A 12,483-nucleotide genomic window follows, 5' to 3' on the forward strand; every position below is an offset into this window, starting at 1 on the left:
CGACATGAAGATCTACCAGCCCATGCTCTTCGTCGGGCTCGGCGGCACCGGCGGACGCATCGGCACCGAACTCGAGCGCAGCCTCCGCCGGGAGCTCTGCGGCCCCGACGGCACCGCCCTCGTCGACGGCGGCCGACGGATGCCCTTCCAGCTGCCCGACTGCCTCCAGTTCGTCTACGCCGACTTCAGCGAGGCGGAGCTGCTGAAGGCACCGCAGTTCAAGGCCAAGGGCGCCGAGGGCGCCGCCTTCGCCCGTACCTCCCGGATCGTCCGGGACCTGCTGCCCACCGACTTCGACTCCTCGCCCGAGGTCACGCAGATGCTGCGGGTCTCCGTCCCCGGGGAGACCCGGCTCTGGCTGCCGCCCCGGATCCGGCAGCCGCGCGTCGCCCCCCTCAGCAGCGGTGCGGGCCAGCTGCCGACCGTCGGGCGCTCCGCGCTCTTCGCGACGCTGCGGTCCGGGCTCGAACCCGTCCTGCGCCAGCTCCGCGAGGCGATCGGGGCCATCGGCCAGGCGGCCGGCGACCTCCAGCGGGTCGGCGGCGGCAAGATCCGGGGCTGTGACGTCTTCGTCGCCTTCTCCGTCGCCGGCGGCACCGGCGCCGGCATCTTCTACGACTTCATCCATCTCATCGGGCACGAGTTCCGCAACGCCAAGGTGCCCGGGGTGAAGATCTACCCGCTGGTGGTCATGCCGTCCGCCTTCCCGCCCGAGGCGGGCGGCGGACGCGAGGCCGAACTCAACGCCGCCCGCGCCCTCGTGGACCTCTCGCGGCTCGTCGACGACCAGAACATGCCCGACGCCGTCGACTCCGTCGGCGACGTCGAGCAGCGCGGCCGGCTCAGCGTCACGTACCCACGGGACGGGGTCGTCGCCCTGCGCCCCGCGACCATGCAGACCGCCTTCCTCTTCTCCAAGCCGTCCGTCATCGGCACCGAGGACCTGCGCCGCTCCATCGCCGCCATGGTGATGTCGCTGATCGGCACCGAACTCAGCGACTCCAACGGCTCGGTGACCCACGCCGACGACGACTACCAGTCCTTCGCCGAGCGGTTCGTCAACAAGGCCGTGGAGCGCTCGACGCCGGCCCGCTCCGGCATCGGCTACCGGGGCATGTCGACCAGCCTGGCCGCCTCCCTCACCGTCCCCGTCGACGACCTCGCCGAGATCGTCGCCGCCCGGCTCCTCGCCCAGGCCGTGCGCGGCATGGAGGAGCGGGCCCGGCGGCCCGCCCGGGACGGATCGGAGCGCGTCCGCGACCTCTTCGTCCGGGCCGGCATCGGCCGGCTCTGGAACCGCGAGGCACCGGTCGTCCCCGGACCCGAGCAACTCCCCAGGGGGCGCAAGGACATCGCCCAGGAACTGCAGCACAGGCTCGGGGACATGGAGGACGCCCTGCGCCGCCTCGACGCCAACCTCACCCGTGAGATACCGCGTCTCACCGAGGACTTCAAGCCGGGCTCCGGCGCCCGCGAACTCCTCGGTCTCATCGGCCCGTTCCAGCTCGAAACCGTCCTGTCCGGCCTGCCCGGCCACCCCGACAGGGTCGCCAGGGTGGGCTTCACCGGGATGCTCGACAACCGGCGCAACGAGCCCGAACGGCCCGCCCACGTCCAGGCCGCCGCCCCTCCGATCCCCCGCATCACGGGGAGCGTCGGCGGACTCGTACCGGCCCGGTGGAACGACCCCGACGTCCAGGACGCGCTCGCCGCGCAGCAGGCCTGGTACCAGTGGCGGGCCCGAGGCCTCTGGCACCGCGGCTGGCAGGCGGGCGAGAACCAGTGGCGGCCGTCCCTGGCCAGGATCGTCAACGAGCTGAGCGAACTCACCAAGGCACTCCGCGCCCATGAGCAGGACGAGGCACGGGGCTTCGGCGAACGCCGCCGCGAGCTCTACCGCGACGACCGTGCGGGCATCGCCTACCTCCTGCCGCCGCAGAACACCCTGCGCGCCTTCTACGACGAGGTCTTCGACCGCCTCGCCCAGAGCGAGGGCCTGCCCGAGGCCACCGACGCGGCGACACTCCTCGACCGGCTGGTCCGGCCCGAGGACTGGCGCAACGCCCTCGACGCGGTCCGCCGCGCGCCGGGAGCGCCGGTCAAGGAGATCAAGCAGGTCCTGGAACGGCGGGTGAAGAAGCTCTTCGGCGAGGCCAACGAGGCCCAGTTCGCCCGCCCTCTGCTGCCCTCCATGGAGCTGCTGCTGCGGGCCGCCGCGGGCGACGAGGCGGCCGAGGCGAAGATCGACCCGCGCTGGCTCGAACAGTTCCGCGCCCGGCTCGCCGGACTGCTCCCCGTCGGCTTCGTCCCTGACGGCAGCGGCCCGATGAAGATCCTCATCGTGCACCCGGCCAGTGAGTCCGACGGCCGCGCCGCCGGCTTCCTCCGGCAGGCCCTCAACCTGCCCGCGAAGGCCGACCAGGAGTACCGGTCCGGCGACACCGAATCACTCACCGTCGTCCTCTTCCGCAGCGGCATGAACCTCACCGACATCTCCGAGGTCCGCAACGTCCTCAGCCTCTGGTCCGAGGCCCGGGACTCGGCCGGCGAGGACGACTTCCTGCACTGGCGGCAGCGGCTCGGCTACCAGGACGACTGGCTCGTCGCCACCGAGCAGGACCGGCAGCGGATCATGCACCGGCTGCTCTGCGCGATGTGGAACGGCGACATCGCCACCGAAGGCCCGGCCGACTCGCCCGACCTCGTCCGGATCCGGCTCCAGGAAGGCGAGGGCGCGACGATGTCGCTGCGCCTGGAGGCCTTCGACGGCTCGCTCTCCAGCTGGGCGGGAATGCTGCGCGCGTACGAGCGCTGGGCCCTGCTCGACGAGGGCCAGATCATCGAGGTGTTCTGCGAGCGCCTCATGAAGACGCTGCCCAAGGGCCTCGCCCAGGTGCCGCAGCCGCCGTCGCCGCTCTTCACCCACTTCGTGGAGGAGGTCGCCCCGCGCCAGCTCGTCCTGCTCGACCGGCTGGAGGCCGAGTACCGCGAGTACGGCGACACGGACGTCGAATGGCTCACCCCGCTGCGGCAGTTCTGGGAGGTCACCTACCCGGGCGCCCTCGACATGCGCTTCCCGCCCGCGTCCCGCCCGACCCGCTCCACCCTGCGCGTCCTCTTCGACCGCCACGGTCCGGGACGGTCGGGGCGGGGTCGCGGGGCTGCGGGGCAGGCGCAGGGCCAAGGGCAGGGCCAAGGTCATGGCTCGGGGCACGGCCCGTCGCACGGTCAGGGGCGGCCGCCCGGTCCTGATCCTCGGGAGAGCTACGGGTCCGAGCCCGGGCAGGCGCCCCGCCCGGGAACGGGACGGCAAGGACAGTCCCGTGGGTACGACGAGTCCCGTGGGTACGACGAGTCCCGCGGATCCGGTGACTCCCGTGGGTACGACGAGTCCCGCGGGTCCGGTGAGTCCCGCGGGTCCGGTGAGTCCCGTGGGTACGACGAGTCCCGCGGGTCCGGTGAGTCCCGTGGGTACGACGAGCCCCGCAGGCCCGGTGAGTTCCGGGAGTCCGGTGACTCCCGCAGGTCCGGCGAGGCCCGGGGGTCGCTGTACGAGGGGGACTGGGAGTGGGCGCCCGAGCCCGAGTTCGAGCCCGACGGGTACCCCTGGGACCACGACGAGGAGCAGCAGCAGTGAACCACCGCGTCCTCCCCGAGCGACCCCTGCCGGGCCACGCCGTCTGTCTCGACCTGCGGGCGGGCGGACCGGACGACCCCGACGCCGCCGTCCGCGCGGCGCTGGACGTCCCGCAGCCCGGCGGCGAGCGGCGGTTCCTCGTCGTCGACGAGGCCGCCGGGCTCGTCGGCCACCAGCTCCTCTACGAGCGCCTCTCCTCCTACGGCCCCGCCCAGATCGTCTGCCTCGCCGTCGGCGCCCGCGGCGACCGGACGCTGCGCCGCACCCTCACCCTGCGCCCGCCCGCCGCCGGAGTCCTGTGGCTCCTCGACGCGGCGGGCGATGACGCGACCGACGGGCAGGGCGCCTCCGGCGACGCCGTCCTGCGCCCGCTCGTCGAGGTGCTGGCCACCCCGGAGGTCTTCGACGCCGTCCTCGGATCGCTCGGGGAGGTGGTGCACGGCGTGGCCGTGCCCGCCGTGCGGATCCTGGAGCACGACCTCACCGACGAGGCCCGCGCGCGGGCCTGGCGACAGGCGGTCGAGGGGCTGACGGGCCCCGAGGTCCCGGCCGGGGCGGCCTCCCCGGAAGGGGTGCCGGGCGCGCTCGCGCTGCTCCTCGGCGAGGGCGTGCCGCGCTCCCTCTCCGGACACGACTGGCTTCCCGCCGGCGGCCGGGCGGGGGCCCGGCTCGCCGCCTGCCAGGAGGCCCTCGACGACGCCGTCGACGGCTACGACCGGGTGCGAGGCGCGGCGGGGCTTTTCACCGGGGCGGGCCGCGCCGTCGATCTGCCGGGGGACATCGAGCGGCTCACGGAGGAGCTGGCCCGGCTCCGTACCGCCGTCGCGGACGCGTTCGGAGCCGCGGGCGGCACCCGGCTCACCGCGGAGCACCGAGGGCTCCTCCGCGAGCGGGGGGTCGAACTCCCCGAGCTGCCGCGGGAGATCACGCGGGCCGGGATCGTGCCGGCGCTGCGGGACCACACGTACGACCTGATCGGCCGGGGCCTGCCGTTGCGTTCCGTCGCGGCCCGGCTCTCCGCGCTCTCCGCGCGCACCGCCCCGGCGGGCAGCGCCTCCCGGCTCGCGCGGCTCGACGCGATCTGCGGTCCGGAGCGGCTGCGGCGGCTGGGGGGCCGGTATCCCTTCACGGCCGGCGGGTCACGGCCCGCCGCCTTCGCCCTGACCGGCCTCCTCGCACTGCTCGCCGGGGTGTGGCCGGTGCTCGGGTGGTTCCTCGGCCCGGCCGTCGGGGGTCTCGCCGCCGTACTCGCCTGGCTGATGCTGCGGCGCAGGCCCAACCGTTCGCCGGACGGGCGGATCGACGGGGGTGGTGCCACGGGCGCGGCGCCCCGGCTCGTCGGCGGCGTCATCGGCGGCCTCGCCGGCGCGGGCCTCGGCCAGTTCCTGGCCCTGCCGCTCTGGGCGGGCGCCGTGGCGCTGACGGTGTCCGTCGTGGCCGTCGTCCTGCTCGCGCTCCGCGACTGGAACCGGGCCGTGGACGACTGGTGGGCGCGGGCGGACCCGGAGGACGCGGGCCGGATCATGCGGGAGATCCACGCCCTGGTCGTGACGACCGCCGTGCACGACTGGCTCTTCGCCGAGGTGCGGCACCACTGCTCGGCCGGGGCCGGTGCCGTGGCCCGGCTGCTGCGCGGTCTCGCGGAGACCGCCGACGCGTACGGCAGCGGGCGGACACCGGAGACGTCCTCGGAGAGGTCGTCGGAGTGGGGGCCGGACACGTCGTCGGACTGGGCTTCCTGGGGGGACGAACCGTCGGAACCCGCGCCGGGTCCGAGCCCGGGTCCGAGCCCGTCCGGTGGCACCGACGCCAGTACGGCTGCGTGGAGTTGGGACGACTGGGGCGACGGCGGGGAGGACGACGGCTGGACGGACATGGACGAGGAGCCGCCGGGACGGAGGTCGACGACCGCGCCCTCGTACGCACCGTCGTCACCTCCGCCGTCCCAGGCACCGCCGTCCTCGTACCCGCCGCCGGCCTCCTATCCGACGCCGTCCCCGCAGCTCGCGCCCGCCCCGGCGTGGCTGGAGCGGCGGTACGGGGACGGGGGGCCCGCACTCGTCGACACGCTCGTCGGCGATCTGGTCGCCGGCACCGTCCTCCTCCTCGACGGGTGCTGGGCGGGCATCGAGAGGGAGCCCGGCGGTACGGAGCACGGGGCGCAGGGGCAGCGGCTGACGGAGCTCCTGGAGGAGACCCGGATCCGTCTGGAGCGCGATGCGGCTGCCTCGCCCCCGCCCCCGTACGACGGCCTCCGCGACCTCGGCGCGCTCACCTCGCTCGCCGTCTTCACCGACCGGTCCGAACGCCCCGACGCGGCCCGCCTCACCGGTGTCGCCCCGGACGCGGTGGCCCGGCTGCTGCTCGCCGAGGACGGCACCGGAGGCACGGTCGCGCTCTGCGGCCCCGAACACCTGCGGCTGCTCTCCCACGACCCGCTCGCCGCCCGGCAGGTCCGCTTCGTGCCCGAGGCGATGGGGCGGGGCGCGGCGGGGGACGACATCTGGCGGGGCACCGCCGAGGGCGTGGTGTGGACCGGTGCGGGACGGCACGCCGGCATCCTCCGCCTCGTCCCGCTGCGCGCGGACGTCGTGCACACCGTCCGCGCCGAGGAGGCGGGAGAACCGTGACAGACCCGAACCATCCGAACCACCAGAACGACCAGAACGACCCGAGCGGCCCGAACGACCCGAGTCACCGGGACCGCGCGGACCACCAGGACCAGCAGAACCACTCGGACGATCCCGGTCCGGACAACGTCGCGCAGAACCCCCTGAACCAGCCGATCGATCCCCATCACCCCGACCACCTGAGCGAGCCCATGAGCCCCCCGCACCCGTACTACGAGGAGCTGGAGTTCCTCACGCCCCGCGAGGAGCCGGTCCGCTTCACGGTCCGGTACGGCGACGACCGCAGGCCGCCCGGCAGGCCCGGCGTCCTCGCGCGCCGGGCCACGCTGGGCGCGGGATGGCCGGTCCTGCAGTTCCGGCTGGCCGTCTCCGCGCAGGCCGACCCCCACGCGTACGGCCTCCTCGAGCGGGAGGTGGCGGCCGCCGTCGCCCTCGAACGGAGTTACGGGGCCGAGAAGTTCGGGTCCGTCTTCGCCAGGGTCGTCGGTTTCGACCTGACCGCGCCCGAACCCTTCGTGCTGTACCGGCTGCCCCGCGGCCGGCCGCTCACCGAGTGGGCGGGCCGCCTCGGCCCCGAGGAGCAGGAGCGGATCATCGCTCAACTCGCCTTCGCCGTACGCCTCCTGGAGCAGGTCGAGCTCGTGCACCGGGCCGTCACGCCCGACACCGTACGGTGGGACGGCACCCACGTACGGCTCTGCGAACCGTTCGCCGCGCTGCGCGCGGGCGAGGCACGCGAGCCGTTCGGCGGATCGCCCTGGGCCTCGCCCGAGCAACGCGAGGGGCTCGGCTCGGCCGACCCGCGCGATGACCTGTGGTCCGTCGCCCAGCTCGGCTACTACCTCCTCTCCGGGCGTCCCCCGCGGGGCGAGGGCCCGCCCGGGGACCTCGCCGACTACCGCCGTCTCGCGGCCCTGGCCCAGAGCGGTCTCTTCTCCCCGAGGGTGGCCGACCGGCCGCGTCCCGTCGAGCTGATGCGGCTCCTGAACGTGCCCGATCCGCTCGCCACCGCCGTCGGAACCGCCGACCCGCTCGCTCGTGGGCGCGCCGAGTACGACCGTCGACTCGCCGGGAAACGCGCCGTGTTCGAGGGCGACGCGCTGTCGGGAGCGGAGCCGCACACCGACCCCGGGACGGATTCCGCACGGGACACCCGCTCTTCGCGCACCACGCTGTTCGACCGGATCCTCGGCGGCGGGGAGGGCGGACCCACCCGCCCCACCGCCGCCGCGTCGCCGCTCGAACCGCCGCAGGCCCCGCCCTCGCGGAGCCGGATGTGTCCGCACTGCCTGCTGCCCGTCGAGTACGACGAACGCCTGCTCGTCACCATCGACGCCAAGGGCAACCGGATCCCGCTCGACCTCGCCGGCGAACGGCGCCCCGGCCACGTCACCGACGCCCTGCGCAAGGCCTACCACCTGTGCCCGCACACCGTGGAGGGCGACGAGGAGCACGAACTCCCCGTGCCCTACCTCACCAACGGCGAGCCGCTCTCCGTCGCCCTCGTCGGCAGCTCCTCCGTCGGCAAGACCCATCTCCTCGCCGCGATGCTCGGCGAGATCGAACTCGGCGGCCTCGCTCCGTACGGGCTGCGGAGCCGTCCGCTCAACCCCGAGGCGCACCGCACCTATCTGCGGGAACGCGTGCAGAACCTCCAGCAGGGACGGCAGCTGGGCCGTACCGGCCAGCAGACCTTCGCGCGCTTCGCCGACGGCCTGCTCGTCTCCGCGGGCGGCGGGACGCCCCGGCCCGTCGTCTTCTTCGACCTCGCGGGCGAGGACCTCGCGCAGGACGGGGACGTGGCCCGCTTCCTCATGGGCGTCGACGCGTTCGTCTTCGTCCTGGACCCGCTGCGCGCACTCCGGCTCGGCTCGCTCGACCCCGTACGGGAGCAGAGCGGGATACGCCGCCGCGACCTCGGCGACGAGGCCTTCGCCACCGTGCTCGATCGCATCCCGCGGCAGCGCGGCGGCCTCGTCGCGGCGCCGACGGCGCTCGCCGTCAACAAGAGCGACCTCGTGCGCTTCGAACCGTCCGTCGACCGGTGGCTCGGCCGCGCCCTGCCCGGCCGCTTCGACCCCGCCGAGGCGCGGGACGAGAGCCGGGACGTGTACGCCTTCCTCGCCCACCACGCCAGCGCCGCCTGGCTCAAGCCCTTCGACGACTGCGCGAACTGCTCCCTGCACTTCGTCGCCGCGACCGGCGGGCAGGCGCGCGGCGACCGCTTCCCGCACGGGGTCCGGCCGCGCCGGGTCCTGGCGCCCCTGCTGTCCCTGTTCGCCATGTGCGGGTTGCTGCCCGGGGCGGAGCCTACGGAGGGAATCGTCCGATGACACGGTCGGAGAACGAGGTCGACCAGATCGTCTTCCGCTGGGACAGCGAGAACGCCTCGGGCAGTACCGGCTTCGGCCCGGTGGCCTGGTCCGGGCCCCGGGACGAGACGGAGGCCCTCTTCCGGATCTCCGGACCCATGCTGCGGGCCAGTGGGGACGAGACCCGGCCGGCCCTGATCCGGCTGGAGGGCCGCCCGGGCGTGATGCTGATCCGGCGCACCCCGTTCACGGACGCCGACGGCGGGACGTCCGTGCTCTGCCACGCGCTCGTCGGCTCACCCGCCCTCCTCGACCCCGCCTTCTGCCTGGGCCTCCACGCCTGGGACTGGGAGGGCGCCGCCGCACTGAACGCCGCCGAGGTGCGCGGACGGCTCCCGGTGGTGCGGGAGGAGGTCCTCGTACCGGCGACGGGCCGGGGGCAGGGAGAACTCGACGAGACCCTGCCGTACGTGAGGGGGGAACTCACCGGAGCGCTGGCGGAGTTGCTGCGGCACCCCGACGGCCGGTTCACCGTCCTCGACGAACGGGGCGACACCGCAGGCCCCGTGCTGTGGGGGCTGCACAGCATGTTCGGCGAGCTCACCGAACGGCGTTGGACCTTCGCCAGCCACGACACCGTCGAACTGCCCGCGCTGCGCTTCGTGTTCGTCGGCCGCTGGTCGGGCGCGGCGAGCCCCAACACGGGTCGCCGCCGCGTCGACCCGCGGGAGCGGTCCGGCGACCGCGCGGAGGAGATCGCCGCCCGCCTCGTCCGGCACCACCTGCGGGGCGTCGAGGAGGGCGAAGGACGCGAGTACGCGGTCGGCAGCGCCCTCCACGAGGCGGCGTCCGCCCGCCGCACCCTCCTCGTCGACACGGCGGCCCGCGCCCTCGACATCCTCGACACCCACGCCCGCCGCGGCGCCCCGCCCCGGGAACCGCGCCTCCCGCCCACGGGGGGCCCGCGGTACGGGACACCACCGAAGCCGCGGTACGAGGCGGCGCCGGACCCGGCCTACGAGGCCGCGCCGGAGGTGGGGGGCACAGGCGGGCGGGACCCGCGCTACGGGGCCGTACCGGAGCCGGAGAACGCAGCTCCGGTGGACCCGCGATACCCGGCCGCGCCGGAAGCGGGGTACCCGGGCGCGTCGCGGGATCCGCGGCGCTCCTCGGCCCCTCCCCGGGACGCCGGACGCGAGCCGGTCTCCCCTGACGTCGACCGCCCGTCGGCCCGCCCGGACGCGCGGCGCCCTTCGAAGTCTCCGAACACCCCGAACTCCCCGAACTCCGCGAACACCCCGAACTCCCGGGACGACGAGTGGCCTTTCGACTCCCCGGCCACGGGGAGGGCACCGGCCACCCCGGATGCGGCGTGGCCCTCCGTCTCCCCCGACGCGGGGCGCCCCCCGTCCTCCCCGGAGCCCTGGGGCGGCGGCCGGCAGGACCCGCCCCTTCCCGGCCGTCCCCTCCAGGACCCGTCCCCGTACCCGGCGGAGCCGTACACGGACACGTCCCACGGGGAGGCCCCCGGCGGAGCCGACCCCTGGGTCAAAGAGGTCCCACCGCGCCGGGCCGACTCCGCCCCTGATCCCGACGACATCGCTGACGCCTCCGGCGCCGACACCGACACCGACCCGGGTCCCGCCCCCGCCCCCGCCCCTGCACCCGTCCGGCCCCGCCCGGCCCCGGACCTGACGCACGACCCGTACCCGCGCCCGGTCCTGCCGTTCGTCGGCGCCCAGTGGGAGGGTCCGGCCGACGGCGGCCGGCGGGCGTGGGCGAGGAAGCCGTGGGGCCGGGAGCGGGAGGCCGAGACCGGGCTCGTCCACCGGCTGCCGACCGCGTATGACGTGGACGAGGCCCGCGGCTTCGTCGAGCGCGCGGGCAGCCGCGAGCTGCTCGACGCCCTGCGGCGCCCCCAGATGTACGTGGTCGTCACCCTGCTCCTCCAGGAGATCGCCCGGCGCCTGCCGTCCTGGGAGCATCCGGCCCGCCGTGAGCTGTGCGAGGTGGTCCTCGGCCGGGAGCTCTGGGCGGCCGCGCTGCCCGGCGCGGAGCGCGACGCCTCCGAGCCGCCGGAGGAACAACGCGCGGCCAACGCCGCCGAGCTGTACCGCTGGGCCGTCCGGCCCCTCCTCGGCGGCGGCGACGCCCCGGTGGGCACGGTCGCGGCCCTGCTCGCCCGGCTCCGGACGAGCCCCGTGCCGTCGGCCCGCGAGGCCTTCTGGCAGATCGTCGACGGCGACCGCCCCGGCCTGCCCGACGCGGTCTGGCTCACGCTCCTCAAGGAGGCGTACGGGGTCCGGCGCACCCCGCCGCCCGGCCATGTCCCGTCGTCCGGTCACGCCATGCCGCCCGGCCGTGGCACGCCGACCCACCAGACCCCGCCGCCCGCGGCGCCGCCCCACCCGGGCGCGCCCCGCACCGTCTCGTATCCGCCGCCCGACGACGACCCCGCCAACGGCTACACCCGACGCTTCCTGAGCCGTTCCGCCCTCGTGCTCGGCCTCCTCGTCGCCGCGATCCTCGTCGCCGCCGTCATGAGGTGACGCCACAGGTCCACCACAGCCCCACCACCCGAACCCACCACCCGAACCCCGGGACCGTAGGCCCGAAAGACGGGCCCCGGCCGCCCGGCTCCGTCAGGATGGGCCCATGGGATTCCATGTCGATTCCGAGACCGGGCGGCTGCGCCGCGTCATCCTCCACCGCCCCGATCTGGAGCTGAAGAGGCTCACGCCGTCCAACAAGGACGCGCTCCTCTTCGACGACGTGCTCTGGGTGCGCAGGGCACGCCAGGAGCACGACGGCTTCGCCGACGTGCTGCGCGACCGCGGGGTCGAGGTGCATCTCTTCGGCGACCTGCTGCGGGAGTCCCTGGAGGTGCCTGCCGCCCGCGCGCTGGTCCTGGACCGGGTCTTCGACGAGAAGGAGTACGGGCCGCTGGCCGCCGACCACCTGCGCGCCGCGTTCGACTCGCTGGACGCGGGGGCGCTCGGCGAGGCGCTCGTCGGCGGCATGACGAAGCGGGAGTTCCTGGCGGCGCACCGGGAGCCGACGTCGGTGCGTTTCCACGCGCTCGACCTGGACGACTTCGTCCTCGGCCCGCTGCCGAACCACATCTTCACCCGGGACACCTCGGCCTGGATCTACGACGGCGTCTCGATCAACGCGATGCGCTGGCCGGCCCGGCAGCGCGAGACCGTGCACTTCGAGGCGATCTACGGGCACCACCCGCTCTTCGCGGGCCCGGAGGCGGGCTCCTTCCACCACTGGTCGGAGGGGCAGCGCGACTACCCGTCGACGATCGAGGGCGGGGACGTCCTGGTCATCGGCAACGGCGCCGTGCTCATCGGGATGAGCGAGCGCACCACGCCGCAGGCGGTGGAGATGCTGGCCCGGGGGCTGTTCGCGGCCGGTTCGGCGCGCACGATCGTGGCGCTCGACATGCCGAAGCGGCGCGCGTTCATGCACCTGGACACGGTGATGACGATGGTCGACCAGGACACGTTCACGCAGTACGCGGGGCTCGGCATGCTCCGCTCGTACACGATCGAACCCGGCGACGCGGGGCAGTCCCTGCGGGTGACCGACCATCCGCCGGAGCAGATGCACAGCGCCATCGCGGCGGCCCTGGGGCTCCAGGACGTCCGTGTCCTGACGGCGACGCAGGACGTGCACGCGGCGGAGCGCGAGCAGTGGGACGACGGGTGCAACGTCCTCGCCGTGGAGCCGGGGGTGGTCGTGGCGTACGAGCGGAACGTCACCACGAACACGCACCTGCGCAAGCAGGGCATCGAGGTGATCGAGATCCCGGGGAGCGAGCTGGGCCGGGGGAGGGGCGGCCCGCGCTGTATGAGCTGCCCGGTGGAGCGCGACGCGACCTGAGGTGCCGGGGGCGGAC

5 protein-coding genes are annotated in these 12,483 nt (G+C 74.9%); all 5 read left to right on the forward strand.

Going from position 1 to position 12,483, the window contains the following annotated elements; translation table 11 throughout:
* The first annotated feature begins 4 nt into the window (after nt 1–4).
* The 5 genes from ACIBG6_RS27120 (at nt 5) to ACIBG6_RS27140 (ending at nt 12,467) form a co-directional block, all read left to right on the forward strand.
* Nucleotides 5–3,637 carry a tubulin-like doman-containing protein gene (locus ACIBG6_RS27120; RefSeq protein ID WP_399225216.1) on the forward strand — a complete coding sequence of 1,211 codons (3,633 nt, stop codon included), beginning with the start codon at nt 5–7 and terminating at the stop codon, nt 3,635–3,637.
* A complete protein-coding gene (locus tag ACIBG6_RS27125; RefSeq protein WP_399225217.1) occupies nt 3,634–6,267 on the forward strand; it encodes a hypothetical protein in 2,634 nt (877 codons plus the stop codon). The genes ACIBG6_RS27120 and ACIBG6_RS27125 overlap by 4 nt, the downstream gene beginning before the upstream one ends.
* Nucleotides 6,264–8,600 (forward strand): hypothetical protein, encoded by a 2,337-nt coding sequence (locus ACIBG6_RS27130; RefSeq protein ID WP_399225218.1) that lies wholly within the window; start codon nt 6,264–6,266, stop codon nt 8,598–8,600. The genes ACIBG6_RS27125 and ACIBG6_RS27130 overlap by 4 nt, the downstream gene beginning before the upstream one ends.
* A complete protein-coding gene (locus ACIBG6_RS27135; RefSeq protein ID WP_399225219.1) occupies nt 8,597–11,128 on the forward strand; it encodes a hypothetical protein in 2,532 nt (843 codons plus the stop codon). The genes ACIBG6_RS27130 and ACIBG6_RS27135 overlap by 4 nt, the downstream gene beginning before the upstream one ends.
* Before the next feature lie 106 nt (nt 11,129–11,234).
* The gene (locus tag ACIBG6_RS27140) at nt 11,235–12,467 is read left to right on the forward strand and encodes an arginine deiminase (protein ID WP_317600058.1); all 1,233 of its coding nucleotides are present in this window, start codon (nt 11,235–11,237) and stop codon (nt 12,465–12,467) included.
* Nucleotides 12,468–12,483: the final 16 nt, after the last annotated feature.

It is taken from the genome of Streptomyces sp. NPDC050842, assembly GCF_044456565.1.
GTDB lineage: Bacteria > Actinomycetota > Actinomycetes > Streptomycetales > Streptomycetaceae > Streptomyces.

What these genes read in the sequence shown, in the direction of transcription:
- ACIBG6_RS27140 (WP_317600058.1), top strand. Translation starts at nt 11,235, where the DNA reads ATGGGATTCCATGTCGATTCCGAGACCGGGCGGCTGCGCCGCGTCATC.
- ACIBG6_RS27135 (WP_399225219.1), top strand. Translation starts at nt 8,597, where the DNA reads ATGACACGGTCGGAGAACGAGGTCGACCAGATCGTCTTCCGCTGGGAC.
- ACIBG6_RS27120 (WP_399225216.1), top strand. Translation starts at nt 5, where the DNA reads ATGAAGATCTACCAGCCCATGCTCTTCGTCGGGCTCGGCGGCACCGGC.